The sequence below is a fragment of the Stenotrophomonas sp. 99219_Sma genome (assembly GCF_056480785.1).
Map to the genome: position 1 here is coordinate 4436321 of NZ_CM151117.1, position 24907 is coordinate 4461227.

The 24907-nt window shown below is 67.4% G+C and carries 18 protein-coding genes and 2 pseudogenes; 5 read left to right on the forward strand and 15 right to left on the reverse strand.

The features are described 5' to 3' along the window. The first annotated feature begins 46 nt into the window (after positions 1-46). Entirely contained in the window at positions 47-2167 is a 2121-nt protein-coding gene (locus ACZK13_RS20245) for a methyl-accepting chemotaxis protein (protein WP_253143680.1), read from the forward strand. A 329-nt stretch (positions 2168-2496) separates the two neighbouring features. Here ACZK13_RS20245 and ACZK13_RS20250 read toward each other — a convergent pair whose 3' ends face one another. Continuing rightward, positions 2497-3399: a LysR family transcriptional regulator gene (locus ACZK13_RS20250; protein WP_049398665.1), complete on the reverse strand. Its 903-nt coding sequence runs from the start codon at positions 3397-3399 to the stop codon at positions 2497-2499. 107 nt (positions 3400-3506) lie between these two features. Between ACZK13_RS20250 and ACZK13_RS20255 the strand changes: the two genes are divergently transcribed. After that, on the forward strand, positions 3507-4721 hold the full coding sequence (locus ACZK13_RS20255; RefSeq protein ID WP_134951296.1) for an MFS transporter: 1215 nt from the start codon (positions 3507-3509) through the stop codon (positions 4719-4721). A gap of 88 nt (positions 4722-4809) precedes the next feature. Next, positions 4810-5619, forward strand: a complete 810-nt coding sequence (gene dkgB, locus ACZK13_RS20260) for a 2,5-didehydrogluconate reductase DkgB (RefSeq protein ID WP_032129158.1) — start codon at positions 4810-4812, stop codon at positions 5617-5619. Positions 5620-5732: 113 nt separating this feature from the next. On the opposite strand, the gene ACZK13_RS20265 is transcribed toward dkgB, so the two are convergent. The 3 genes and pseudogenes from ACZK13_RS20265 to ACZK13_RS20275 all read right to left on the reverse strand — a co-directional run bounded on the left by ACZK13_RS20265 (position 5733) and on the right by ACZK13_RS20275 (position 7498). Further along, on the reverse strand, positions 5733-6440 hold the full coding sequence (locus tag ACZK13_RS20265; protein WP_134951294.1) for an alpha/beta fold hydrolase: 708 nt from the start codon (positions 6438-6440) through the stop codon (positions 5733-5735). 40 nt (positions 6441-6480) lie between these two features. Further along, positions 6481-6759: pseudogene (locus ACZK13_RS20270) on the reverse strand (ATP-binding cassette domain-containing protein); the annotation flags it as partial. 361 nt (positions 6760-7120) lie between these two features. Further along, positions 7121-7498, reverse strand: a complete 378-nt coding sequence (locus ACZK13_RS20275) for a hypothetical protein (RefSeq protein ID WP_253143679.1) — start codon at positions 7496-7498, stop codon at positions 7121-7123. Between the two features lie 972 nt (positions 7499-8470). Here ACZK13_RS20275 and ACZK13_RS20280 point away from each other — a divergent pair. Then, positions 8471-8578, forward strand: a pseudogene (locus ACZK13_RS20280) (YbjQ family protein); the annotation flags it as partial. A gap of 63 nt (positions 8579-8641) precedes the next feature. Here the strand turns inward: ACZK13_RS20280 and ACZK13_RS20285 are convergent. Together ACZK13_RS20285 and mgtE are read right to left on the reverse strand one after the other, a co-directional pair. Further along, positions 8642-11362 carry a bifunctional acetate--CoA ligase family protein/GNAT family N-acetyltransferase gene (locus ACZK13_RS20285; protein WP_154264788.1) on the reverse strand — a complete coding sequence of 907 codons (2721 nt, stop codon included), beginning with the start codon at positions 11360-11362 and terminating at the stop codon, positions 8642-8644. Positions 11363-11505: 143 nt separating this feature from the next. Further along, positions 11506-12876: a magnesium transporter gene (gene mgtE, locus ACZK13_RS20290; RefSeq protein ID WP_253143678.1), complete on the reverse strand. Its 1371-nt coding sequence runs from the start codon at positions 12874-12876 to the stop codon at positions 11506-11508. Positions 12877-13217: 341 nt separating this feature from the next. Between mgtE and ACZK13_RS20295 the strand changes: the two genes are divergently transcribed. Beyond that, the gene (locus tag ACZK13_RS20295; protein ID WP_049398672.1) at positions 13218-14996 is read left to right on the forward strand and encodes a monovalent cation:proton antiporter-2 (CPA2) family protein; all 1779 of its coding nucleotides are present in this window, start codon (positions 13218-13220) and stop codon (positions 14994-14996) included. Positions 14997-15205: 209 nt separating this feature from the next. Here the strand turns inward: ACZK13_RS20295 and ACZK13_RS20300 are convergent, their stop codons facing one another. The 9 genes from ACZK13_RS20300 to ACZK13_RS20340 form a co-directional block, all read right to left on the reverse strand. Continuing rightward, positions 15206-18544 carry an ankyrin repeat domain-containing protein gene (locus tag ACZK13_RS20300; protein ID WP_125893369.1) on the reverse strand — a complete coding sequence of 1113 codons (3339 nt, stop codon included), beginning with the start codon at positions 18542-18544 and terminating at the stop codon, positions 15206-15208. Next, complete coding sequence (locus ACZK13_RS20305; RefSeq protein ID WP_180837874.1) at positions 18537-18797, reverse strand: YcgL domain-containing protein; 261 nt, start codon at positions 18795-18797, stop codon at positions 18537-18539. The genes ACZK13_RS20300 and ACZK13_RS20305 overlap by 8 nt, the downstream gene beginning before the upstream one ends. Before the next feature lie 160 nt (positions 18798-18957). Continuing rightward, positions 18958-19398, reverse strand: coding sequence for an excinuclease ATPase subunit (locus ACZK13_RS20310; RefSeq protein WP_253143677.1), 441 nt, complete (start codon positions 19396-19398; stop codon positions 18958-18960). Positions 19399-19460: 62 nt separating this feature from the next. Beyond that, positions 19461-20699, reverse strand: a complete 1239-nt coding sequence (locus ACZK13_RS20315) for a beta-ketoacyl-ACP synthase (protein WP_032129167.1) — start codon at positions 20697-20699, stop codon at positions 19461-19463. Then, on the reverse strand, positions 20699-21430 hold the full coding sequence (locus ACZK13_RS20320; RefSeq protein WP_012512461.1) for a 3-ketoacyl-ACP reductase FabG2: 732 nt from the start codon (positions 21428-21430) through the stop codon (positions 20699-20701). Before ACZK13_RS20320 ends, ACZK13_RS20315 begins: the two co-directional genes overlap by 1 nt. Beyond that, positions 21427-21882, reverse strand: a complete 456-nt coding sequence (locus tag ACZK13_RS20325; protein WP_253143676.1) for a hotdog family protein — start codon at positions 21880-21882, stop codon at positions 21427-21429. Before ACZK13_RS20325 ends, ACZK13_RS20320 begins: the two co-directional genes overlap by 4 nt. Further along, positions 21879-23063 (reverse strand): beta-ketoacyl-[acyl-carrier-protein] synthase family protein, encoded by a 1185-nt coding sequence (locus tag ACZK13_RS20330; protein WP_049424190.1) that lies wholly within the window; start codon positions 23061-23063, stop codon positions 21879-21881. Before ACZK13_RS20330 ends, ACZK13_RS20325 begins: the two co-directional genes overlap by 4 nt. Next, positions 23060-23617, reverse strand: coding sequence for a DUF3261 domain-containing protein (locus ACZK13_RS20335; protein ID WP_253143675.1), 558 nt, complete (start codon positions 23615-23617; stop codon positions 23060-23062). The genes ACZK13_RS20330 and ACZK13_RS20335 overlap by 4 nt, the downstream gene beginning before the upstream one ends. Then, positions 23605-24855 (reverse strand): NAD(P)/FAD-dependent oxidoreductase, encoded by a 1251-nt coding sequence (locus ACZK13_RS20340; protein WP_049398624.1) that lies wholly within the window; start codon positions 24853-24855, stop codon positions 23605-23607. Before ACZK13_RS20340 ends, ACZK13_RS20335 begins: the two co-directional genes overlap by 13 nt. Positions 24856-24907: the final 52 nt, after the last annotated feature.

Below are 24907 nucleotides of genomic sequence, written 5' to 3' on the forward strand. Positions count from 1 at the left end.
CGCATCGGGTCGATACCGCAGTGCCCCTTCCCGAGAGTCCTTCCACATGAATGCGTCTGTCCGTGCTCCGCGCCTGCAGTCCAAGCTGCTCGGCGCGGTTTCTGTTGGTCTGGCTGTGGTCCTGCTGTGCGCTCTGGCCGGCCTGGCCTCCGCCTGGTTGAAGTTGTCCACCGAGGTTCCACCCGAAGTCGCGCACAGCCGCGATGCCGAACGCCTGCAGCGCGAGTTCCGCGGCCAGGTGCAGGAATGGAAGAACGTGCTGCTGCGCGGCCACGACGACGCGTTGCGCCAACGCCACCTGGACGCCTTCGACAGCGAGGGTCGTCTGGTCGAGCAGCTGGCCAAGGGCCTGGTCAGCAGCCCGGATGCACGCACGCGCGAACTGGCGCAGGCCTTCATCGGCCTGCACGCGCAGCTGCAGCAGGACTATCACGCGGCGCTGCAGGCGTTCGCCGAGGCCAGCTACGATCCCGCCGCCGGCGACAACCTCGTGCGGGGCAAGGACCGCCCGGTGGCAACCGCGCTGGATGCGTTGAGTACGCACGCCACGCAGGTGGCCGAAGCGGCGGTAGCGGCCCGTTCGCAGCAGGCGCGGCAGACGCTGCTGCTGTGCGCGGCGCTGACCGTGCTGGCCGCCGTGCTGCTGCTGATGGGCCTGGGCTGGTGGCTGCGGCGTGCGGTGGTGCAGCCGGTGCTGGCGGTGGAAGCCGCTGCGCGTGCAGTGGCCGCCGGTGATCTGCAGCATGTTGTGCAGGTGCGCAGCCGCGATGAGATCGGTCGCCTCGCGCAGGCCATGCAGGCGGTGCAGTCCACGCTGCGCGGTGTGCTCGATGCACAGGCCACGATGGCACAGGCGCATGACGCCGGCACCATCAGCCACCGCATGGATGCCAGTGCCTTCCCCGGCGCGTTCGGCACGATGGTGGCCGACAGCAACGCGCTGGTCGATGCGCACATCCAGGTAAAGCTGCGCGCGATTGCGATCATGGGCCGTTACGCCATCGGCGACCTCAGCCAGGACATGGAACGCCTGCCCGGCGAGAAGGCAGTGATCACCGACGCACTGGATACCGCCAAGGTCAATCTCGGCATGATCAATGGCGAGATCCGCCGCCTGGCCGAAGCCGCTGCCATGGGTGACTTCGGCCAGCGTGGCGACAGCGCGCGCTTCGAGCATGACTTCCGCGCGATGGTCGACGGCTTGAACCGATTGATGCAGACGACCGAACTGAACCTCGGCGAGGTCTCCAGCATGCTGCGCGCGATTGCCGATGGCCGCCTCGGCGCGCGCATGCATGGCGATTTCCAGGGCGTTTTCGCGCGCATCGCCGGCGATGCCAACACCACCGCCGCGCAGCTGGCGACCATCGTCACCGACATCAAGCACGCCTCCGGCAACATCCACACTGCGGCTGCAGAGATCGCCGCCGGCAACAATGATCTGTCGCGCCGTACCGAGCAGCAGGCGGCCAATCTGGAAGAAACCGCCGCGTCGATGGAAGAACTGACCTCCACCGTGCGCCAGAACGCCGAGCATGCACGCCAGGCCAACCAGCTGGCGATCGGCGCGCACACGGTCGCCTCGCAGGGCGGCAGCGTGGTCGGCCAGGTGGTGGCGACGATGGGTGCGATCGAGACCTCGTCACGGCAGATCGCCGAGATCATCAGCGTGATCGATGGCATCGCATTCCAGACCAACATCCTGGCGCTGAACGCGGCAGTGGAAGCCGCGCGGGCCGGCGAACAGGGCCGCGGCTTCGCGGTGGTCGCCAGTGAAGTGCGCACGCTGGCGCAGCGCTCGGCGGCGGCCGCGAAGGAGATCAAGGCGTTGATCGAAGCCTCGGTTGAGCAGGTCGGCCACGGCGCGCAGCGCGTGCGCGAGGCCGGTGACACCATGGCCGAGATCGTGGCATCGGTGCAGCGCGTGACCGACATCATGGCCGAGATTTCGGCGGCCTCGCAGGAGCAGAGCGCGGGTATCGAGCAGGTCAGCCAGACCGTGATCCAGATGGATGGCACCACCCAGCAGAACGCCGCGCTGGTGGAGGAAGCCAGTGCCGCCGCACGCAGCCTGGAACAACAGGCGAACCGGTTGATCGATGCGGTGGATGTGTTCGATCTGTCGACCACGGCGGCAGCGAAGGACGCGTTGGCGCGTGCGGCCTGAGTGATCCGGTTGCCGGCCAGCGGGCGGTACCACCCGTGCGATGTGCCGGCCGCTGGCCGGCAGCGTCCGCCGCCACATGGGTAGCGCCCGACCGTTGGTCGGGCGACGGCAGGATCAGTGCGGACCAACGGTCCGCACCCACCAGAGCGGCCGCGCCCACCGGCGCGTGCGGTAGTGCCGGCCGCTGGCCGGCAGCGTCCGCCCCAGTATGGGTAGCGCCCGACCGTTGGTCGGGCGACGGCAGGATCAGTGCGGACCAACGGTCCGCACCCACCAGCGCAGCCGCGCCCACCGGCGCATGCGGTAGTGCCGGCCGCTGGCCGGCAACCTCAGCGCACGTAGTCGCTCTGCGCCATCGCGTCGGCCAGGTAATCCACGAACGAGCTGATCCGCGACGATACGGCGGTGTTGCGGTAGTACACCGCATGGATCGGCTGGTACACATCCAGCGTCTGCCCCGCCAGCACCTGCACCAGGGTGCCGGCGCTGCGGTCGCGATCGGTGACGAAGTCGGACAGGCAGGTGATGCCCACACCTTCCACCGCCAGCCGGCGCAACGTCTCGCCACTGGACACGGCGATATCCGGCCGCACCAGCAGCAGCCCATCCGACTCTCCGGGCAGCGGCCAACGGTTGAGTGATTCCGGCTCGTTGAAGCTGACCAGCGTGTGCTGGCCCAGCGCGGCGACGCTGGCCGGTTCGCCGTGCCTGGCCAGGTAGTCCGGGCTGGCCACCAGCCGCAGCTGGCAGCGGCCCAGCAGCCGCGCATGCAGGGTGGAGTCGGCCAGCGGGCCGATCCGGATCGCCAGATCGGTGCGCCGTTCGAGCAGGTCGATGTAGCGGTCGGAGCTGTTCAGTTCCAGCTGCACTTCCGGGTAACGCGCGCGATAGCCGGCCACCAGCGGCGCGATCACGTGCAGCACGAACGGCATCGCCGCATCCACGCGCAGGCGCCCCGCCGGGCGTTCGCGGCGCGCCGCCATCTGTTCCTCGGCCGATTCCACCGCATCGATGATCGCGCGCGCATGGCGCAGGAACGCCTCGCCCTCGGCAGTCAGGTGCAGGCGGCGGGTGGTGCGGGTCAGCAGGGTGATCCCCAGCTTGTCCTCCAGCCGCCCCAGCGCGCGGCTCACACCCGAGGGCGTCTGCCCCAGCTGCTCGGCGGCAGCACTGATCGAACCGCTGTCGATCACCGAAAGGAACGCCTGCATTTCATCGAGAGTGGTCTTCATGCCCCTATTATTGACTGCACGGCAATAGTGATTGGCGTGAAGACCGGTTTTTCAGCAAAGGTCGGCGGCGCAGACTGCGCAGCCTCTTCCTCCTGCTGGACCCTGTCATGATCCGTGGCATTCCCCTCGCCCTGCTGGCGTTGACCCTCGGTGCCTTTGCCATCGGCACCACCGAATTCGTCATCGTCGGCCTGATCCCGACCATCGCCGGCGACCTGCAGGTCAGCCTGCCCTCGGCCGGCCTGCTGGTCTCGCTGTACGCGCTGGGTGTGGCCATCGGTGCGCCGGTGCTGACTGCGCTGACCGGACGCGTACCGCGCAAGCAACTGCTGGTGGCGCTGATGGTGTTGTTCACGCTCGGCAATGTCGTCGCCTGGATGGCACCCGGCTATACCTCGCTGATCATCGCCCGCATCCTCACCGGCCTGGCGCACGGCGTGTTCTTCTCGATCGGCGCGATCATCGCCACCGCCGTGGTACCGAAGGAGAAGGCAGCCAGCGCGATCGCCATCATGTTCACCGGCCTGACCGTGGCGCTGGTGACCGGCGTGCCGCTGGGCACCTTCATCGGCCAGCATCTGGGCTGGCGCGCGACCTTCCTGGCGGTAGCCGGCCTCGGCGTGGTCGCCCTGATCGGCGCGCTGCTGTTCGTACCGCGCAACCTGCCGCAGAGTGCGCCGGCCAGCCTCCGCCAGCAGCTTGCCGTGCTCGGCCAGCCACGCCTGCTGCTGGTCTATGCGATGACCGCGCTGGGCTACGGTGGCACCTTCCTGGCCTTCACCTATCTGGCGCCGATCCTGCAGGACGTCACCGGCCTTCCGGCCAACGCCGTGAGCCTGGTGCTGCTGGTGTACGGCGTGTCGGTGGCGATCGGCAACCTGTGGGGCGGGCGCATGGCCGACCGCTTGGGTCCGGTGCCCGCGCTGAAGCGCATCTTCGGACTGCTGGCATTGGTGCTGTTCGTGCTCACGTTCACTGCCTACAACACCTGGTTGATGCTGCTGACGGTGCTGGCGCTGGGTGCGGTGGCATTCGGCAACGTGCCCGGCCTGCAGGTCTACGTGGTCAAGCAGGCGCAGCGCTATGCACCGCAGGCCACCGACGTGGCATCGGGCCTGAACATTGCCGCGTTCAACGTCGGCATCGCCCTGGGCGCCTCGCTGGGCGGTCTGGTGGTGGAGCACATCGGCCTGATGCATACGCCCTGGCTGGGCGCGCTGGTGGTCGTACTGGCCTACGCGCTGACCGTGCTCAGTGGCCGCCTCGACCGCCGTGATGGCGTCGACCACCGCGCCGACGGCATTGCCGCCACCGCGCATTGATCCATGCAATGCACCGTTGCCGGCATGCATACGGTGCCTGTCCTACCCTCTTCCTTCTGCTACTCCCTTCCCCCCGTTGGAGCTTCCCATGACTGTCCCCGCTTTTGGTCTCGGCACCTTCCGCCTCAAAGACCAGACCGTGATCGACTCGGTGCGCAACGCACTGGAGGTCGGCTACCGCGCCATCGATACCGCGCAGATCTACGGCAATGAAGCCGAAGTCGGCCAGGCCATCGCCGAGTCAGGCGTGCCGCGTGATGATCTGTACTTGACCACCAAGGTGTGGATCACCGAGTTCAAGCGCGATGCGCTGCTGGCCAGCCTGCGTACCAGCCTCGAGAAGCTGCGCACCGACCGCGTCGACCTGGCGCTGATCCACTGGCCGTCACCGAATGACAAGGTCGACGTGCCGATGGAGGAATACCTGCCGGCACTGGCCGAGGCCAAGGCGCAGGGGCTGACCCGCGAGATCGGCATCTCCAACTTCACCATCGCGCAGACCCGCAAGGCGATCGAGATCCTCGGCGCCGAAGCCATCGCCACCAACCAGATCGAGATCCACCCGTACCTGCAGAACCGCCTGCTGGTGAAGTTCCTGCAGGACAACGGCATCCACATCACCGCCTACATGAGCCTGGCCTATGGCGAAGTGCTGAAGGACCCGGTGATCCAGGCCATTGCCGGCCGCCACCAGGCCACCCCGGCGCAGGTTGCGCTGGCGTGGGCGCTGCAGCAGGGCTTCTCGGTCATTCCGTCGTCGACCAAGCGCGAAAACCTGGCAGCCAACCTGGAAGCAGCGGCCGTACGCCTGACCGACGAAGACATGGCGCAGATCGCCAAGCTGGATCGCGGCCATCGCCTCGCGAATCCGGAAGGGATTGCCCCGGCCTGGGATTGATCCCAACTGGGGTTACGTATCGGAATCGTAGGTGCCGACCTTGGTCGGCACTGGCCTCTGGTCAGTCGATGACACATCGTGCCGACCAAGGTCGGCACCTACCAAAGGCAGAGCTATCCCTCGCCTTGCAGCAACCACCCACGCATGGCCGCACTGACCTCGTCCGGCTTTTCCATCGGTGCCAGGTGCCCGCAATCGGGCACCACCACCAGCTGCGAGTGCGGCACCAGGGCGTGCATCTCCTCGCTCACCGCCAGCGGCGTGATGCGGTCGTTTGCGCCGCAGACGATCAGCAGCGGATCGCGGTACCCGGCCAGCACATCGTGGCCATCGCGGCGCTCCAGCGCGCTCTGGCGCAGGAACACTTCGGCGCCCAACCGCGCGGTCATGTCGCGCACACGCTGCACCAGCACGTAGTCATCCAGCCGAGAAGCATCGATGTAGCTGCGCATCAGCACGTCACCGAAGCCGTGGAATTTTCCCGGCAAGCGCACGCTGGCACGTTGGCTGCGGCGCTGCTCGGCACGTTCCGGCGAATCGGCATGGATCGAGGTATCGATCAACGCCAGCTTCAGCACGCGCTCGGGCGCGATGCGCAGGATCTGCTGGGCGACGAAACCGCCCAGCGAGAAACCGGCCAGCGCAAAGCGCTCCGGCGCCTGCGCCAGCACGTCCTCGGTCACGCCCTGCAGGGTTTCGCCGCGGGTCTGGTCGCCCACCGTGCAATCGGCGATGTCGGCCAGGTCAGCCAGCTGTGAGCGCCACAGCTCGGCATCGTTGAGCAGGCCGGGTAGCAGCAACAGGGGGATACGGTTGGTCATGGGGGTATTGTCGCGCCGGTGCGGTGGCGGCGCCATGCCAGCGACCGCGCATGACATCAAGATGGCTGGCGGCCTCATGCAGAAACAGAATCCGAGGCCGGCGGTAGAGGGCACGGGCCAGAATCACGCGCTGTTTCTGACCGCCTGAAAGCGAGTTGCCCATGTCTCCGATAAGACCGTGATAAGCCATCGGCAGCCCCGCGATATCGTCGTGCACGGCTGCCATCCGAGCAGTTTCCTCGATGCGCTGTTCATCGAAGCCGCTATCGAAGCCGCTGATGTTGTCGGCAATGCTTCCGGCAAACAACTGGTCATCCGGGATCGCATCAAGCTCGCTGACCCGGGCGAAAAGCCGCATCGAATCAATCTCGTGCAGCGCCAACTACATGCGCGAATCGCTCAATGCGCATCACTGCTGCAGCAGGCGGGTCCATCTCGTAAAGGAAAATCTCGCGCCGGGTCTGCTTGCACTTGCCCAGACCCTGCGTATCGCCAAATGTCAGCTACATGGATGCTTCTCAACGTGTGCCTCTATTGTCTCTCAGGCTGCCGGCCAGCGGACGGTACTACCGAAATAGTTGTTCAGAACGTCCGTAGATGCAGGCCATGAGGACGACAAATCTCGCACAGCTATCAGTCATCGATGGACTAGAAACAAACCAATCTATAGATACAGAACGCTAGTCATCCCTCTCGACCTGCACATCTACCTCATCCCGAAAAATAACTGAAATAAAAAACAAGAGCAGAGCTGGAAGTGCCAAAAGCAGCACGAACGACAAAGGCGCACCGAACGACCATAGAGCGGCAGAAAATACGGCAGCCGAAATCCCAAGCAGCAGGAACGAGCACTTAATTTTCCCTATTAACAGGTAACTTGCCGTCGAACACAACAGCGAAAATGCGGTAACAAAAACTCCGACCTCCTGAGGAACCTGCAAAGGCTCAGCACCCCGAAGCGCCGCCACCAGCATCAGCGCTGAGGCAAACGCCATTGCTACCAGGGAAATGAAATAGAACCTGCCATGCCGCCCATCAAATCCATCAGTAATCTTCATATCGACCCTCAAAGGATCGCAGGGCGAAAGCGCCGCGATCCAGCTAATGATTTACCAGAGCTAGGGATGTTCTGAACAGCTCCCTGCGAACTGTGCAGCAGTGCCCGCCACGGATTTCGGCGTTGGGGGACACTATTAAGTCGCATAGTGGAATACATCATACGCCTGACATTTGGGGATGCGCAGGGCCTGGGCAAGCCCAAGCAGACCCGGCGCGAGATTCTCCTTTACGAGATGGACCCGCCTGCTGCAGCAGTGATGTGCATTGAGCGATCCGGGCATGTAGTAAGCGCTGCACGAGATTGATTCGATGCGGCTGTTCGACCGGCTCATCAGTCGTTCTCAGGTCAAGATACCCTGCATGACTCGCGCGGACTCCATGCCAAGCGTCGAGAAGAGTCATGACGATTGCTCTGGTCCATCAGCTGCCGCATTGAAACCAGTACGGACTTGGCGCCCTTGCGGGAATCAGCCGCAGGAGCAGCTCAAGCGGCATCCTTACAAAGTGATCATTTCGACGCGTGCTCTTCCCGAATCCGCTCGCGCCTGACGTCGGCACGCCTGGCTATCACAATGACAACCGCTCCTATGAACAAGAACGGCAAGATCCGACCGCCTGCAGTTGCGGCCACCATAGCTAGGCAGCACACGCAGCTGGCGAAGGTCTTTTCGTTGATACCTTGGATCCTCACAGATTTCCTCATGCCTGCAACATCGGGAAACATCTTCTTTCAGTAAGGTCACGAAGGGTCGCCGCCACGCAGTGGCGCAATGGTAGCGTTGCTTCTTCGCTGAGTTGAAGAGCGAAATGCGTCAGTAGCCGCTTCTTTCCTTCTGGTAATTCAGTCACTCCTACGCAAGAGACACAGCAGGCACCCGGTACGCCGACATGAGGGGACCATTCGGACGTCACTGGCGCAGGGTACAAGCCATCGTTGTAGTCTGTATTCAATCGTCAGAACGACTGACAGCAGCGCAATCATCAGCATGAGCTTGCTTTACGACGCCACCGATGTGATGACCGGGCTGACCGAGGTGCTGTGCTATGGCACGGCGGTGGTGGTGGAGCCCCTCCGCTAACCTGGCCGTAGAGTCGAGCTTGCTCGACTGCTTCCCGATGGCGACAGTCGAGCAAGCTCGACTCTACAAGTCCGGTGCCGGCACCTCGACCTGCTGCACCGGCAGGGTCACCATCATCACCGTCGGATCGTCTGGATCCAGCCTGGTCTTGAAGCCCAGGCTCTGGCACATCGCCAGCATGGTGCTGTTCTCGCGCAGCACCTGGCCTTCGACCACGTCCAGGCCCAGCCACTTGGCGTACTCGATCATGATCGCCATCAACCGCCAGCCGATGCCGTGGCCCTTCAGGTCCGAACGGATCAGGATGCCGTACTCGCCACGGTGGTAATCGGCATCGGCGTGCAGGCGTACCGCGCCCAGCATTTCGCCGCTGCGCGGTTCGATCGCCACCAGCGCGATCGAGCGTGCGTAATCGAGCTGGGTCAGGCGCGCGATGAACTCGTGGCTGAAGTGCTTCACCGACTGGAAGAAACGCAGGCGCAGATCCTCGTCACTGACGCGGGCGAAGAACGCACGGAACAGTGCGTCGTCCTCAGGCCGCACCGGGCGCACGAAGGCACGGCCGCCATCGGACAGCTCGATGGTGCGCTCCCACTCCTTCGGGTACGGGAACACCGAGAAACGCGGATGGCCGCGGCCCTTGTGCAGGATGCGCGACGGCGCCACCGCTACGCGGGCATCGAGGGCGAGGATGCCCTTGCCGTCGACCAGCAGCGGGTTGATGTCCAGCGTGCGCACCTCGGGGATATCGGCAGCCAGTTGTGCAAGCTTCACCAGCGCCAGCGCCAGTGCGCGCTCGTCAGCCGCCGGCACGTCACCGTAAGCCTTGAGGATGCGCGAGGCGCGGGTCTGGCCGATCAGCTCATGGGCCAGGCGCAGGTCCAGCGGCGGCAGCGCCAGCGCCTTGTCATTGATCACTTCGACGGCAGTGCCGCCGCGACCGACCACGATCACCGGACCGAACGTCGCGTCATCGGCGATGCCGACGATCAGTTCGCGCGCCTTCGGGCGGACGATGGTCGGCTGTACCAGCAGGCCATCGATGCGTGCATCCGGCCGCAGCTGGCGTGCGCGCGACAGGATCGCGTTGGCCGCGCTCTGCACCGCCGGCAGCGTGGACAGGTTCAGGCGCACGCCATCCACTTCCGACTTGTGCGGAATGTCCGGCGACAGGATCTTCAGTGCGACCGTGGCACCGCGTTCCAGCAGCGGCTGCGCCAGGTCCATCGCTTCGTGCGCATCGCGCGCATGCATCACCGGCGCGGACGGAATGCCATAGGCCTTGAGCAGTTCATGGGTGGCCAGCGGGTCCAGCCACTGCTGGCCGTTGGCCAGCGCGGCATCGACCAGTGCGCGCGCGGCGGCCGTGTCGACACTGAAATCCTGCGGCAGGCTGGGCGGCGTTTCCATCAACGCGTTCTGCGCTTCGCGGTAGCGCACCAGGTGCTGGAAGCCACGTACGGCTTCGGCCTCGGTCGGGTAGGTCGGGACGCGTGCCGCGTTGAGCGTGGCCGTGGCCTGGTCGTCGTTGCCCAGCCACACCGCGAATACCGGCTTGTCGCGGTGATGGCGCGGGCGCAGGCCGAGTGTGCGGGTGAGCGCCTGCGCCGCGTCCGCCGATGACGTGAATGCGGTCGGTACGTTGACGACCATCACCGCATCATTCTCGTTGTCGGCCAGCAGCGCTTCGATGGCCGCGGCATAGCGGTCACCATCGGCATCGACCACGATGTCCACCGGATTGCTGCGCGACCAGCCCTGCGGCAGCACCGCGTCGAGTTTCTCGATGGTGCTGTCGGACAGGTTGGCCAGCGTGCCACGCAATGCGATCAGCTGGTCCACCGCAAGGCGACCCACGCCACCACCGTTGCTGAGGATGGCCAGGCGGCGACCGGGGAACGTCCCCAACCGACCCAGCGATTCGGCGGCAGTGAACAGCTCGTCCAGCGCCCCCACGCGCAGCAGGCCGGCGCGGTTGAAGGCAGCACCGTACACATCATCGGCGCGGGCCAGGGCCTGCACATGGGTATCGCGGCTGCCCGGCTGCACGCGCTCGGCACGGCCGGACTTCACCACCACCACCGGCTTGGCACGCGCGGCGGCACGCGCGGCCGACATGAACTTGCGCGCATCCTTGATCTGCTCGACGTAGAGCAGGATGGCGCGGGTACGGTAGTCGGTGGCGAAGTAATCGAGCAGGTCGCCGAAGTCGACGTCCATCGTGTCGCCCAGCGAGACCACGGCGGAGAAGCCGACCGAGCGCGCCACACCCCATTCCACCAGCGCCGCCGCAATCGCCGAGGATTCGGAGATCAGCGCGAGGTCACCGGCCTGCGGGAAGTGCGCGGCGATGCTGGCATTGAGCCGTGCATGTGGTGCGATCACACCCAGGCAGTGCGGGCCAAGGATGCGCAGGCCATGCTTGCGCGCCACCGTTTCCACCTGTTCCGACAACGAGCCCGGGCCTTCGCCCAGGTGCGCGGTGAGGATGATCGCGGCCTGCACGCCGCGTTCGGCGGCGGTACGCACCACCTGCGGCACGATCGCCGCCGGTGCGGTGATGACGACCAGGTCCGGTACCCAGTCCAGATCCTTCAACCGCTTGATCGTGCGGATGCCATCGATCTCGGCATGCCGCGGGTTGATCCAGGCCACCTTGCCGGGGAAGCCGGTGCCACGCAGGTTGCGCATCACCGCGCGCCCGGCCGAGCGCTCGCGCGGGCTGCCGCCGATCACCGCGACCGACTGCGGACGGAACACGGACTGCAGGTGGTAGGTACTCATGCGCCTACGGTACCCAAAAAAGGGGACGGAGGGGATTAAGTCGTTTGTGCCTCATGTGCCTTAAACGACTTAATCCCCTCCGTCCCCTTTTTGTTCTGCATGCCGACCAAGGTCGGCACCTACCGGAGCACGATGGTTCCGGCTTACAGCAGCGTGCCGTGCAGGATCATCGCGGCGATGCTGAAGTAGATCACCAGGCCGGTCACGTCCACCAGGGTGGCCACGAACGGCGCCGAAGCGCTGGCCGGGTCGAAGCCGAGCCGTTTCAGGATGAAGGGCAGCATCGAGCCGGACAGCGAGCCGAAGGTGACGATGCCGACCAGCGCGGCGCCGATGGTGATCGCCAGCAGGATCCAGTGCTCGCCGTAGTCGTGCAGGCCGCCCAGCTGCCAGATCACGATGCGCACGATGGCCAGGCAGCCAAGGATCGCGCCCAGCACCATGCCGGTGGGCACTTCGCGCAGGGCCACCTTCCACCAGTCACGCAGGCGCAGTTCGCGCAGTGCCAGGCTGCGGATCAGCAGCGAGGTAGCCTGCGAGCCGGAGTTGCCGCCCGAGCTCATGATCAGCGGGATGAACAGGGTCAGTACCACCGCGCGTGCCAGTTCGTCCTCGTAGTGCTGCATCGCGCTGGCGGTCAGCATCTCACCCAGGAACAGCACGCTCAGCCAGCCGGCGCGTTTGCGCAGCATCTCGAAGAAGCCGATCTGCATGTACGGCTTGTCCAGTGCCTCCATGCCGCCGAACTTGTGCGCGTCCTCGGTGGATTCCTCGATCAGCGCATCGAGCACGTCGTCCACGGTGACGATGCCGAGCATCTGCTGCTGCGCGTCGACCACCGGGATCGCCAGCAGGTCGTGGCGGCGGATCAGCCGTGCTACTTCTTCCTGGTCCATCAGCGCATCCACCGTCACCGGCGGATTGACCTGGGCCACGTCCAGGATCGACTCCTCGGGCAGGCCGGTGATCAGCCGGCGCATGGTCACTACCTGCTGCAGCTGCTGGCTGGCTGGGTCCAGCACGTAGATCGCGTACACCGTCTCGCGGGTGCGCTCGACCTGGCGGATGTGCTGCAGGGTCTGCGCCACCGTCCAGCTGGCAGGCACCGCCACGTACTCGGTGGTCATCAGCGCACCGGCAGTGTTCGGTGGGTAGCTGAGCAGCTTCTGGATGGCCTGGCGGGCGTCGGTGCCCAGCAGCGGTATCAGCCGCGCGCGTTCTTCCTCATCCAGCTCGTGGACGATGTCGGTGGCGCGGTCATCGGCCATCAGTCCCAGCAGCGCCGCAGCCCGCGCCGGCGGCAGCGCGGCCACCAGTTCGCCACTGCGGTGCAGCTCCGGCGCTTCCAGCATCTTCACCGCGCGCGGCAACGGCAGCGCCGCCAGCGTTTCCGCGGCGCGGGTCAGTTCCAGCGTATTGAGGAATTCCACCGCGTCGGCGGTGTTGTAGTTCGCCAGCGGTGCGGCCAGTGCGGCGGCATCGGCCGCCGGGCGCAGCAATTGCTTCTGGTTCATCGGTTTTGCCTTGTGGGGGTGCGACCTCGCGCAACGCCAACGCAGGCAAACCGTCCCGATGTCAGGCGGTGGCCATCGCTGGCGTCGAACGAGGTCGACTTCTACTGTCGCTGGACATGGGTTGGGGACTCCGGGATGCGTGTGCCGGCGGACGCGCCGCCAGCGGCGGGCAGTCTGGACCCGTGGGCCATGCAGGTCAACCCGGCCACCCCGCGCCGACGGCCGGCGAGTTGTTCTCGTGCATACACAGGTCGGCGCGCATAATGACGCGGTGGCACTCGCCTCCCCTTCCCCCACCCGAACGGACGCACCGCGGGCTTCTCCGATGACCAGGTATTCCCATGCATAGCGGTGGTCTGGAACTGGCCCTGGTGCTGCTGCTGGCGGCGGTCATCGCCGTGCCGGTGTTCAAGAAGTTCGGCTTCGGCGCGGTGCTGGGCTATCTGGCGGCCGGTGTGGTGCTGGGCCCGGACGGGCTGGGCTTTGTGCAGGACGCCGACCGCATCCTCGGCGCCGCCGAGATCGGCGTGGTGATGCTGCTGTTCGTGATCGGTCTGGAACTGTCGCCGGCCCGCCTGAAGGTGATGCGGCGCTCGGTGTTTGGTGCCGGTGCGGCACAGGTGGCGCTGTCCGGGCTGGTGCTGGGCGGCCTGCTGCTGCTCGACCATTTCCAATGGAAGAGCGCACTGGTGGTGGGCGTGGCACTGGCGCTGTCGTCCACCGCGGTCGGCCTGCAGCTGCTGTCAGAACACAAGGCGATCAACAGCGACCATGGCCGGCTCGGGTTCGCCATCCTGCTGTTCCAGGACCTGATCGCGATTCCGCTGCTGGCGGCCATCCCGCTGCTGGGCGGGGTAAAGAACGAGACCCTGCGCTGGGAAGACGCCGCCGTGGCCCTCGGCGCGCTGGCGGTGGTGATCCTGTGCGGGCGACCGGTGCTGCGCAAGGTGTTCGGCATCATCGCGCGTACCCGCAGCCCGGAAGTATTCACCGCGACCGCACTGCTGGTGGTGCTGGGCACCGCCTGGTTCATGCAGGAGGCCGGCCTCAGCCCCAGCCTGGGCGCGTTCCTGGCCGGCGTGCTGCTGTCCGATTCGGAGTTCCGGCACGAACTGGAAGCGCAGATCGAGCCGTTCAAGGGGCTGCTGCTGGGCCTGTTCTTCATTGCGGTGGGCATGGGCATCGACCTCGACCGCATCGTTGCCGAGCCGTGGCTGATCGCCGCCGGCGTGGCGATCCTGCTGGTGGTCAAATTCAGCCTGCTGTACGTGATCGGGCGCATCGCAAAGCTCAGTTCACGGCACTCGCTGCTACTGGGCAGCGTGCTGTGGCTGGGCGGCGAGTTCGCCTTCGTGGTGTTCAACGAAGCGCAGCGCGCGCACTTGCTGGGCAACGCCAACCATGACCGCCTGGTGGCGATCGTCGGCCTGTCGATGGCGATCACGCCACTGCTGATGATCGCGCTGCTCAAGCTGCTCGGCCAGGAGAAGGCAACGCCGCGCGAGGCAGCCGAGGCCGACAAGGTGGCGCCGGACAACCGGCCGAAGGTGCTGATTGCCGGCATGGGCCGCTTCGGCCAGGTCATCGCGCGCCTGCTGACCGCGCAGAAGGTGCCGTTCGTGGCACTGGAAGCGAACCCCGATACCGTGGCCGACCTGCGCCGCTTCGGCAACCAGCTGTACTACGGCGACCCGACCCGGCCGGAGATGCTGCGCGCGGCCGGCGGCGAGCACATCGATGTGTTCGTGATCACCGTGGACGACCCGGAGACCAACCTGCGCGCGGTGCGCATGGTGCGCCGGTTGTACCCGGACGCGAAGGTGCTGGCGCGCGCACGCAACCGCCAACATGCGTGGCGCCTGATGGACATGTCGGCTGAGCCGTTCCGCGAAGTGTTCGGCACCAGCCTGGAAATGAGCGGGCGCGTGCTGACTGCATTGGGTGTTGCACCTGAAGTGGCTGAACGCCACGTGCAGCGCTTCCGTGAGCACGACGAGCAGCTGCTGCGCGACCAGTACCTGGTGTACGACGACGAGGCTGCGGTGATCCAGACCTCGCGCGATGCACGCAACGACCTGATGCACCTGTTCGAGGCCGACGCGGAAAGCGACGGCAAGTAGGCGTGCCGACCAACGGTCGGCACCCACCACAGATTGCGGTAGTGCCGGCCGCTGGCCGGCAGCCTCGAAATTCCGGTGGTTTCATGAGGTTGCCGGCCAGCGGCCGGCACTACCCACTGCGGATTCCGGCAGTAGATCCACGCCATGCGTGGATGCTTTGGATTCCGGACACGATCATCCACGCATGGCGTGGATCTACTGGGTCCCGATCAGCCGTTGTCGCGCAGGAACCGCGCCATCGACGAGACGCCAGGCACGCGCGGCTCGAACTCGCCGGCCACGTCGATGAAGCCCCGCATCACCGCGATCTCGCGCGGGCTGCGGTTGAGGCTGTCGCGCACTTCCGGATCGGCACCGGCGCGCAGCAGGCGCTGCACCAGCAGCGGCAGACCATGCAGCGCGGCCAGGTGCAGCGGGCCGAAACCGCGCGGATCACGCACGTCCAGGCTCACGTCCTCATCCAGCAGGCGTTCCACCGCCGCCATCACCACCTGCTCGTCGCAGGCGGTACCCGGCTCGGCACGCGCACCCAGCAGCAGCAGCAGCGGCGTGACCGAACCGGCAGCGGCCTGGTCCGGTTCGGCACCGGCCAGCAGCAGGGTGTCGAGCAGGGCCAGCAGGCGCGAGCGGTCGCGGGCACTGAAACCGTACAGCGCGGCACAGTGCAGCGGGCCCAGCTGCTGCGCGTCACCGGCATGCACGTCGGCACCGGCAGTGAGCAGGCGCGCAACGATGTCCGGCAGGCCCAGCGCCGAGGCCAGCATCAGCACGGTCACCCCACCCGGCAGGCGGTGTTCCAGCTTGGCGCCGGCATCGAGCAGGGCCGACACGATATCCACCTGGCGCATGCTGACCGCCGCCGACAGCGGCGTCGCGCCACTGGCAGCGGCGTGCTGCGGATCGGCGCCGCGTGCCAGCAGCAGGTCGGTTACTGCCAGATGGCCACCACCGGCCGCACGCAGCAGCGCGGTGCAGCCCTGTGCGTCGACTGCGTCGACGGCAAATCCCAGATCGATCAGGCGGCGCACCGCATCGACGTCACCGGCCATCGCAGCGGCCGGCAGATCGGCCTCGCGCAGGGTGCGGCGCGGCAACGGCCACACCCGCCAGTCGAGCCAGTCGGCCAGGTCACGGCGACCGATCGACAGCGCCACGCCCAGCGGCGTCTGGCCGTCGGCGGCACGTGCTTCCGGCGAGGCACCGTGCTGCACCAGCAGCTTCAGCGCGCCTTCGCGGGCCAATGCGGTGGCCAGATGCAATGCGGTCATGCCATGGCTGTCACGCGCTTCACGATCGACACCGGCCTTGAGCAGGGCCTGCTGCAGGCGCAGCCAGCCCAGGCGCACTGCCAGCGACAACGGCGGGTCACCCGCCGGCGAGGCCGCGAACGGATCGGCACCACGTTCCAGCAGTTCCAGCGCCAGCTGTTCCAGGCCACGGGCGGCCTGATCGTGCTGCGCGCAGGCGGCAAGGAAGCGCGCCAGGCCACCGCGGCCGGCCGGCGACAGGCCGCGCTGCAGCATGACCTGCAGCGCCGGCACCGCATCGATGCCGCGCGACAGCAGCGCGAACATCGGCGTGTCGGAGCAGGCGTCACGCACGTAGGGATCGGCGCCGTGGCCCAGCAGCCAATCGACCGCACGCGGCTCCAGTGCCAGTTCCGGATCGAGCAGCAGCCCGCCCAGCTCTTCCGGCTGGCACAGCTTGGCCAGCGCGGCCATGCCATCGGTGTTGCCGAAGCCCAGCGCTTCGCGCAGCAGGGTCAGCGGCGGACGGTCCGGCAGCAGGCCACTGGCGCTGGCGGCTTCGCCGCGCTCGGCCAGGCCATCACTGACGGCGGCCGGCAACGGATAGGACGGGTCCAGCAGGGCCACAATCGCCCAGCGACCGGCTTCGGCGGCGTAGTCCACCGCACGGCGGCCAACCGGATCGGTGGCATCGGCGGCGATGCCCAGCTCGACCAGGCGCTTGATCAGCAATGGCGAGACATCCTCGGCCATCGCCGCCAGCTGCACCGCATTGCGGCCTTCGCCGTCCACCGCAACCAGATCCGGCTTGTGCGGCAGCAGATGCTCGACCACGGCAGCGCGGCCGGCACGGGCCGCTTCCAGCCACGGCGTACGGCCCAGCGCATCGCGCGCTTCCAGATTGGCACCGGCACCCAGCAGCACGCCGATGATCTCGACGTGGCCAGCCAGTGCGGCCTCATGCAGCGCGCTGCGGCGCTGGCGATCACGCGCGTCAGCCCGCGCCTTGTGCTTGAGCAGCAGCTGCACGCCGGCCGGATCGTCGTCTTCGGTGGCGGCCGCGGCCAGCAACACCGGGGTGCCTTCGGCCGGTTCGCTGCGCGCACCGCGTTCGAGCAGGAAGCGGGCCAGGCGCCAGTTGCCGACCTGGCAGGCCACGGCCAGCGGCGACCAGCCCTCGTTGTTCAGCGCGTCGACTTCGGCGGCGGCATCGCGCAGCAGCGCGGCCACGCCCGGGTCGGAACTGCGCGCCGCATGGTGCAGCGGGGTGTTGCCATCGCTGTCGATGGCACGCGAATCGGCACCGTTGGCGAGCAGGGTCATCACCGCTTCGGGGCGGCCGTGCCAGCTGTCGCGGGTGGCGGCCAGCAGCGGGGTCATGCCCCGGTGCGGCGCATTCACATCGACGCCGCGGGCGATCAGTTCGCGCAGCAGGCGCAGGTCCGGCAGCACCGCCGCCAGCACCGCCAGGCTGCGCTGGTCGCGCCAGTTCGGGTCCGGCAGCGCATACGGATCGGCACCGGCCTGCAGCAACTGCAGGCCCCGGTCGATGCGGCCATGGCGGGCGGCTTCATACAGGGCCGGGGTCAGCTCCTGCGGCGCCATCGCCTCCAGCGGCGCGGTTTCGGCCGCAGCTGCGAACATCGGTTCGTGCTCGTTGCCGGCGCTGGCCAACGGGCTCGCGCGCAGCGACACCAAGGGTGCCGGCGCCACCCGCTGCAGCAGCAGGTGCAGCACGGGAGACAGCAGCACCACCGCCAGCGCGGCGGGCCAGCGCGCGCCTTCCGGCAACAGGCCCGGCCAGGCCGGCAGCACCACCAGCGCGGCCAGCGCGATCACCAGCGCGGCGACACCGAGACCGCGCCAGGCGGTCAGATCGCGTCCGGCCAGCGCCTGCCAATGCTGGGCGAGATTGCCGTCCAGGCGTTCGACATCGTTCCACAGCGGCCAGGTGCGCCAGGCCGCCAGCAGGCCGGCACTGACCAGCACGCTCAGGCCCAGCACCGCGGCCAGGCTGCCGCTGTCACGCAGCGCCGCCAGCGGCCAGGCCAGCAGCAGCGCCAGCAACAGCGGCGCCGCCGTCCACAACGCCAGCAGCGCCGGCAGGTCCTGGCGCGCGACGATCTTCAGCGGCAGCAGCGCTCGGCTGCGACGCCACCACGACACACCCAGCGCGAACGCCGGCTGCGCCAGTGCCGCAAGGATGGCGCCTGGAACGCCGCCCACAGCGGCGCCCAGCGCCAGCACGGCACCGACGGCGAAGGCGATCGACAGGGCGCGCGGACGGGACGTGTCAGTCATAGTGGCGCGGCATCAGGCTGGCCACCGATGGCGGCACCTGCAGGTAGAACCCGCGCTCGCTCATTTCGCTGCGGACCTTTTCCGGATCGGCCTGGGCCAGGCGGCGCTGGGCATCCAGGGCCACGTCCAGGACGAAGGTGAGCGCACCCAGCGAGGTGAGCAGCGGCGCAGGCAGCGCGCTGAAATCATCGCGACGGGGAACGTAGACGTAGGTGTCCGGCTTGAGTTGGCTTTTATAGACGTAGGCGTGCATGTCCGCGGGACGATAACCCGGGAAGAGCCATGATTGTGTCGGAAAGCCGACACCGGGGAAAGCCGTCAGCCGACGATGGCGGCGTGATCGGCGGCGTTTCCCCGGCGGGATTCAGCAATGTGGCGACGGCGTTCAGCCAACGCCGCCGCCACACGGGCGCTTACTTGACCTTGGCGTAGGTGCCCTTCAGCGCGACACCGGCGAGGATCGCACCGGCATAGCATTCGTAGTTGGTGCTGCTCTTGAACTCGTTCTTCTTGTAGTAGCTGACGATGTCGACCACGGCGTTGGCGCCGCGCGACTTGGCACCGTCCTGCAGCGCGCGCAGCGCCGACAGCGCGACCCAGCGGCAGGCCTCGGCATCGCTCTTGTTGGCGGCGTTGGTCTTCTTGTTGGTCACGTCTTCGCCCAGGCGCTGCTGCACGCTGACCGGCTGGCCGGCCAGGTAGAAGCGGACGCTGCCGTCGATGCCGGCGTCCTTGGCAGCCTGCGAATTGACCAGTTCCTGCAGGGACTGCTCCACGCGGGTATCGCGGGCAGAAGCGGTGGAGGCCAGGGCCAGCAGTGCGGTGGCCGTGGCGATCATCAGGGTGCGGCGCATCGGAACATCTCCTTGTCGAGGGTGCGGGTAGGTTGCGGGAACAGCGGCGGTGGGGCGGTGGATCACTCGCGCCAGCGGCGGAACACCAGCGAGGTGTTGATGCCACCGAAGGCGAAGTTGTTGCTCATCACGTACTCGGCCTGCAGTTCACGGCCCTGCCCGGTGATGAAGTCGAGCTGGCCGCAGCGTGGATCGACCTCGGCCAGGTTCAGGGTGGGCGCGAACCAACCGGCGCGCATCATCTCGATGCTCATCCAGGCCTCGAACGCACCACAGGCGCCCAGCATGTGGCCGACGTAGCTCTTCAGCGAGCTGATCGGCATGCGGCTGCCGAACACCTGCGCGGTGGCCTGGGTCTCGGCGATGTCACCGTGGTCGGTGGCGGTGCCGTGGGCGTTGACGTAGTCGATCTGCGCCGCGTCCAGCCCGGCATCCTCCAGCGCCAGGCGCATGGCCTGGGCCATGGTGTCGGCGCTGGGCTGGGTGACGTGCTGGCCATCGCTGTTGGTGCCGTAGCCGACCACTTCGGCAAGGATGGTGGCACCACGTGCCTGCGCGTGCTCCAGGTCTTCCAGGATCAGCGTACAAGCACCCTCGCCCAGCACCAGGCCATCGCGGCCGGCATCGAACGGGCGCGGCGTGGTCTGCGGCGCATCATTGCGCACGCTGGTGGCGAACAGGGTGTCGAACACTGCCGCGGCAGTGGCATCGAGCTGCTCGGCACCGCCAGCCACCATCACCGTCTGCTTGCCGCTGCGGATCGCTTCGTAGGCCGCGCCCACGCCCTGGCTGCCCGAGGTGCAGGCACTGGAGGTGGTGTAGACGCGCCCGGACAAACCAAAGAACACACCGATGTTGACCGGCGCGGTGTGGCTCATCATCTTCAGGTAGGTGGTGGCACTGATGCCGTCGGTGGTGAACTCGTTGAGCATGCGGCCGAATTCACCGGTGGCCTCGTGGCTGCCCGAGGACGAACCGTAGGCCACGCCGGTACGGCCACTGCGCAGCACCGGGTGCTCGTGCAGGCCAGCCTCGCGCAGTGCCACCTCGGTGGCGCGCACCGACATGATCGCGACCTTGCCCATCGAGCGGGTGGTCTTGCGGTTGTAGTTCGGCGGGAGCTCGAAGTCCTGCGCCGGCGCGGCCAGCTTGGTGTTCAGGCCGGCATAGACATCCCATTCGGGCATCGTGCGCACGGCATTGCGGCAGCTGCGCAGGTGCGCTTCGATGGTCGGCCAGTCGTGGCCGAGCGGACTGATGGCGGCCGCACCGGTGACCACCACGCGACGATCGGCGGCCATCAGAGCATGCCTCCGTTCACCGAGATCACCTGGCGGGTGATGTAGCCGGCCGGCTCGGACAGCAGGAACGCCACCGTGGCCGCCACTTCGTCGGGACGACCGACGCGGCCGGCGGGAATCAGCTTGAGCGCGTGTTCGATCACTTCATCGTTGAGCATTTCGGTCTCGATCAGGCCCGGGGCCACGCAGTTGACGGTGATCTGGCGGCTGGCCAGTTCCAGCGCCAGCGCCTTGGTGGCACCGATGATGCCGGCCTTGGCGGCACTGTAATTGACCTGGCCGCGGTTGCCGGCCAGCCCGGACACCGACGACAGGGTGACGATGCGGCCCGGCTTGCGCCGCCGCACCATCGGCATGATCAGCGGATGCAGCACGTTGTAGAAGCCATCCAGGTTGGTGTGGATGACCTGGTCCCAATCCTCCGCCGACAGCGCCGGGAAGGCGCCATCACGGGCGATGCCGGCATTGCAGACCACGCCGTAGTACGCGCCGTGCGCTTCGACATCAGCCTCCAGCGCGGCGCGTGCGGCCTCGCGGTCGGCTACGTCGAACGCCAGCACGCGGGCCTGCTGGCCCATGGCCTGGATCTCGGCCACCACGGCCTGTGCCTCTTCCAGGCGGCTGCGGCAATGCACCACCACGTCGAAGCCATCGCGCGCGATGCGCAGCGCGATGGCCCGGCCGATGCCCCGGCTGGCGCCGGTCACCAGCACGCTTCGATTCCCTGTCATGCCTGTCCACTCTCCAGATAGGCCATCGCGTCGGCCGGTTCGAACACCGACACGTTGGCTGTCGCCCATTCGTCCTCGCCCGCCAGGATGCGGCAGGCGAACATCCCCAATCCATTGTCACCCAACAGCTCGCAGCGCGCCTGTACGCGCAGCCGCGAACCGCTGGGGAAGCTGCTGCGCGCGCTGCTGTAGCGGCGGCTGCCGAGCAGGAAGCCCAGCTGCGGCGGCTTGCCGGCCGCACGCGCGCGGCAGCCGGCCCAGGCCGCGATGGCCTGCGCCATGTATTCGATGCCGACCCACGCCGGCACTTCGCCGTTCTCCACGAACAGGCCGGCCTCGGGCACCACCAGTTCAGCCTCGATGGCGTCCTGGTCCCACTGCGTGATGCGCTCCAGCAGGCACATGTCCTGGCGGTGCGGCACCACGTCCTCGATCGCGTACAGCGTGTTCATCGACGCTCCAGTGCCAGCACGGCATTGCTGCCGCCGAAGGCGAACGAATTGCTCAGCACCCGCCGCGGCGCCTGCGCCAGGCAGGAGCCCGGCGCGACCAGCGGCAGCACCGGCAGTGCGGGGTCGGGCACGCCGTCCCACCAGTGCGGCGGCAGCTGCTGCTGTGGGTTCTCGGCCAGCAGGATCCAGCACAGCGCCGCCTCGATCGCGCCCGAGGCACCCAGCGTATGGCCGGTCAGCGGCTTGGTCGAACTGGCCGGCACGCCATTGCCCAGCACCTGCGAGACCGCCAGGCTTTCCATCGCATCGTTGTGCCCGGTGGCGGTGCCATGCAGGTTCACGTAATCCACTTCGTCGGCGCCCCAGCCGGCGCGCAGCAGCGCCTGCTGCAGGGCGTCGATGGCCCCCATCCCCTGCGGATCGGGGGCGGACATGTGATGGGCATCGGCCGATTCGCCCCACCCGGCCAGGCACACCGGACCCGGCTCGCGGGTAAGCAGGAACAGCGCGGCGCCCTCGCCGATGTTGATGCCGGAGCGGTGCTGCGAGAACGGATTGCAGCGCAGTGCCGACACCGATTCCAACGCGCTGAAGCCGGCCACGGTGAAGCGGCACAGCGAATCGGCACCGCCGGCAATCACCGCATCGACGATGCCGGCGCGCAGCATCCGGGCGGCCGACATCAGCGCCTTGGCGCTGGACGAGCAGGCGGTGGACAGGGTCCATGCCGGCCCCTGTGCACCACTGCGCTGGCGCACGAACTGCGCGGCGGTGCCCATTTCCTGCTGGGCGTAATCGAAGCCCTGCGGCCACTGGCCCTGTTCGGCGTGGGTGCGCAGGGCCTGCTCGGATTCACCAATGCCCGAGGTGCTGGTGCCCAGCACCACCGCCACACGCTCGGCACCATGGCGGGCGATCGCGGCGGCCACCGCTGGTGCGATCTGCGCCAGTGCCACGTCCAGCAGGGCGTTGTTGCGCCCGCGCAGGGCCACCGGCAGGTCCTCCAGCGCCGGCAGCGGCGTGCGCACCTCTCCCAGCGCCAGGGTGCGCCCCGGCAGCAGGCTGTCGTTGTCGCTGAGCCCGCCCGGCACATCCGCGAACATCGCCGACGCGACCGCGGCGCGGCCATCGCCGAGCGCGCAGACTACGCCCAGGTCGTTCAGGTAGATCGGTGCACTCATCGGTCCTGCCCGGCCATGTCGATCGATTCGATGCGCAGCGCATAGCCTTCGGCGCGGTTGTCCAGCTGCACGCTGCCATCGTCCAGGCGCTGCAGCTGCAGCCACACCGTGCCGTCGCGCGACAGGCTGCGCTGTCGGCCGTCATCGCTGACCTGCCAGCCGGCCGGCAGCGCGGCGGCAATGGCCGCGGTCGGCCACAGCGCGAACTGCAGGTCATCCAGCACACGCTCGGCACGTACCTGCGGCGGCAGCCACGGTGCGCGCTGCTGGGTCAGGTGCTGGCCGTCCCACTGCAGGCGCACGCCGGTCTGGCCCATCGCCTGCACCGCCAGCTGCACCTGCTGCGCATCGGCTTCCAGCAGAGCATCCAGGTCGCGCTCATGCGTACCGAAACGGAAATGCAGCTGCTGCTGCAATGCCAGCGGCGCCGGCAGGCTGGCCGGCGACAGGCGCAGCGGCGGCAGTTCCACCAATGGCTTGGGCATGCGGCCGGCACAGGCGGCCAGCAGCAGGCACAGCAGCACGGCCGCGGTACGGGCGATCAGGCGCTGCACAGCTGCTCCAGCACGCGCATGCGGCGGCCGCTTTCGTCGGCCACATACGGGTTGTTGGTGTCCCAGGCGTAGCCGGCCAGGATGGAACTGATCATGTCGCGTACTTCGGGCTGCTGCTGCGGGTGGTAGATGATCTTCTGGAAGCCGCCCTCGTACCAGCTTTCAACGAAGCGGCGGAAGGTCTTCACGCCGGCACGCAGCGGGATCGAGAATTCAGCTTCCCAGTCGACGGTTTCGCCGGCATAGCGGCGCGCCAGGCATTCGCTGGCCAGCTGCGCGGACTTGAAGGCGATGGTGACGCCGGAGGAGAACACCGGGTCAAGGAACTCGCCGGCATTGCCCAGCAGGGCGTAGCCCGGGCCCCACAAAGAGCTGACATTGGCCGAGTAACCGGTGATGCGACGCACCGGCAGCACCGCCCATTCGGCGTTGGCCAGCAGCCGGGTCAGGTTGGGGTCCTCGCCGACGATGGCCTGCAGCTTCTGCAGGTCGTCGCCTTCGTAGCGTTCGAAGAACGACGGCTCGGCGACCACGCCCAGCGAGCAGCAGCCGTTGGAGAACGGGATCGTCCAGTACCAGACGTCGATGTGCTCGGGATGGGTGGTGATCAGGATCTTGTTGCGATCGAAGTCCGCTTCGGCCGGAATGTTGTCGCGCACGTGGCAGAAGATCGCGCCGCGCACCGGGAAGTTGGACGGCGATTCCAGCTGCAGCAGGCGCGGCAGCAGGCGTGCGAAACCGGATGCATCGAGGATGAAATCGGCTTCGATGCGGTACTCGCTGCCGTCCGGACGGCGCACGGTCACCGCCGGCTGCTCGCCCTGCTCGACCGCAAGCACTTCATCGCCGAAGCGCAGCGTGGTGCCCATGCGTTCGGCACCGCGCGCCAGCACGTTGTCGAAGTCGGCGCGCTGCACCTGGTAGGTGGTGCCCCAACCTGGCGAGAACTTCTTCCTGAAGTCGAACGCGGTGCGCGCCTCGCCATGCACGAAGGCGGCGCCGTTCTTGTGCTGGAAGCCCGCTTCGACCACGTCCTGCAGCAGGCCTGCCGCTTCGATGTACTCCATGCTCTGCGGCAGCAGGCTTTCACCGATCGAGAAGCGCGGGAACTGCTGGCGCTCCAGCATCAGCACCTGGCGGCCCTGCTGGCGCAGCATCGCCGCGGCCACCGAGCCGGCCGGACCGGCACCGATGATCAGGATTTCAGTACGTTCGACAGCATCCACAGCAGTATTCATCGGTGCGTCCTTGTTGCTCGATCAGGTGGAAAGAAGGAAGTCGGAAGACAGG

What these genes read in the sequence shown, in the direction of transcription:
- ACZK13_RS20245 (WP_253143680.1), top strand. Translation starts at nt 47, where the DNA reads ATGAATGCGTCTGTCCGTGCTCCGCGCCTGCAGTCCAAGCTGCTCGGC.
- ACZK13_RS20250 (WP_049398665.1), bottom strand. Translation starts at nt 3,399, where the DNA reads ATGAAGACCACTCTCGATGAAATGCAGGCGTTCCTTTCGGTGATCGAC.
- ACZK13_RS20255 (WP_134951296.1), top strand. Translation starts at nt 3,507, where the DNA reads ATGATCCGTGGCATTCCCCTCGCCCTGCTGGCGTTGACCCTCGGTGCC.
- dkgB (WP_032129158.1), top strand. Translation starts at nt 4,810, where the DNA reads ATGACTGTCCCCGCTTTTGGTCTCGGCACCTTCCGCCTCAAAGACCAG.
- ACZK13_RS20265 (WP_134951294.1), bottom strand. Translation starts at nt 6,440, where the DNA reads ATGACCAACCGTATCCCCCTGTTGCTGCTACCCGGCCTGCTCAACGAT.
- ACZK13_RS20275 (WP_253143679.1), bottom strand. Translation starts at nt 7,498, where the DNA reads ATGAAGATTACTGATGGATTTGATGGGCGGCATGGCAGGTTCTATTTC.
- ACZK13_RS20285 (WP_154264788.1), bottom strand. Translation starts at nt 11,362, where the DNA reads ATGAGTACCTACCACCTGCAGTCCGTGTTCCGTCCGCAGTCGGTCGCG.
- mgtE (WP_253143678.1), bottom strand. Translation starts at nt 12,876, where the DNA reads ATGAACCAGAAGCAATTGCTGCGCCCGGCGGCCGATGCCGCCGCACTG.
- ACZK13_RS20295 (WP_049398672.1), top strand. Translation starts at nt 13,218, where the DNA reads ATGCATAGCGGTGGTCTGGAACTGGCCCTGGTGCTGCTGCTGGCGGCG.
- ACZK13_RS20300 (WP_125893369.1), bottom strand. Translation starts at nt 18,544, where the DNA reads ATGACTGACACGTCCCGTCCGCGCGCCCTGTCGATCGCCTTCGCCGTC.
- ACZK13_RS20305 (WP_180837874.1), bottom strand. Translation starts at nt 18,797, where the DNA reads ATGCACGCCTACGTCTATAAAAGCCAACTCAAGCCGGACACCTACGTC.
- ACZK13_RS20310 (WP_253143677.1), bottom strand. Translation starts at nt 19,398, where the DNA reads ATGCGCCGCACCCTGATGATCGCCACGGCCACCGCACTGCTGGCCCTG.
- ACZK13_RS20315 (WP_032129167.1), bottom strand. Translation starts at nt 20,699, where the DNA reads ATGGCCGCCGATCGTCGCGTGGTGGTCACCGGTGCGGCCGCCATCAGT.
- ACZK13_RS20320 (WP_012512461.1), bottom strand. Translation starts at nt 21,430, where the DNA reads ATGACAGGGAATCGAAGCGTGCTGGTGACCGGCGCCAGCCGGGGCATC.
- ACZK13_RS20325 (WP_253143676.1), bottom strand. Translation starts at nt 21,882, where the DNA reads ATGAACACGCTGTACGCGATCGAGGACGTGGTGCCGCACCGCCAGGAC.
- ACZK13_RS20330 (WP_049424190.1), bottom strand. Translation starts at nt 23,063, where the DNA reads ATGAGTGCACCGATCTACCTGAACGACCTGGGCGTAGTCTGCGCGCTC.
- ACZK13_RS20340 (WP_049398624.1), bottom strand. Translation starts at nt 24,855, where the DNA reads ATGAATACTGCTGTGGATGCTGTCGAACGTACTGAAATCCTGATCATC.